Source organism: Corynebacterium sp. HMSC05D03, assembly GCF_001807205.1.
Classification (GTDB): Bacteria; Actinomycetota; Actinomycetes; order Mycobacteriales; family Mycobacteriaceae; genus Corynebacterium; species Corynebacterium aurimucosum.
The window spans coordinates 1-835 of the sequence record NZ_KV788195.1 but is presented as its reverse complement, the minus strand read 5'-3'; the positions used below and the strand labels follow the sequence as shown (position 1 = coordinate 835).

At 56.6% G+C, this 835-nt stretch carries 1 protein-coding gene; it reads left to right on the top strand.

Going from position 1 to position 835, the window contains the following annotated elements:
• A partial coding sequence (locus HMPREF3147_RS12065; protein ID WP_141740751.1) for an ISL3 family transposase occupies positions 1-822 on the top strand: 822 nt, incomplete at its 5' end.
• Positions 823-835: the final 13 nt, after the last annotated feature.

Here is an 835-nt window from a genome sequence, read left to right as displayed (position 1 = left end):
GGAGTCGATGAACATGTATGGAAACGCACCAGAAAACCAGGTCAGGCATCAAACCTGGTGACCATACTTGTTGACCTCACCCCGCTGGTGGACGGGCGTGGGCCTGCTCGTTTGTTAGACATGCGACCGGGCAGATCCGCCCACGTGCTCAGCGGGTGGCTTAAAGAGCGCGACCCCAGCTTCCGGGAGCAGATACAGGTGGTGACCATGGATGGGTTCACCGGTTATGCCACCGCAGTTGAAGAGCAACTACCACAGGCGAATAAAGTCATGGACCCTTTCCATGTGGTGCATCTGGCAGCCGACAAGCTCACCAGTTGCCGACAAAGACTCCAACGTGAGACAACCGGGCGCCGCGGACGCAAAGATGACCCGCTGTACAAGCACCGGCGCACCCTGTTGACCAGGACGAACTATCTCACCGAGCGGCAAAAGCAACGCTTAGAAATGCTGTGGGCCACCGATGACGACTACGTGGCCCTAGAAGTAACGTGGCTGCTCTACCAAGACGTGATCGCAGCGTACGCGCATCCGAAGAAATCGGAAGGCAGAAAGCTCATGGAACGCATCATCCACACCCTGCGTAAAGGACTACCAAAAGGCTTAGAAGAGCTCGCCCAACTGGGGCGCACCCTGTGGCGTCGACGCAAAGATGTGCTCGCCTACTTTGATATCGGCGCATCCAACGGTCCCGTTGAGGCAATCAACGGCAGACTCGAACACCTACGCGGCATCGCCCTGGGATTCAAAAACCTCAACCACTACATCTTGCGATGCCTCATCCACTCCGGACAACTACAGGACAAAATCAACGCACTCTAAAACCGGAAGGGCC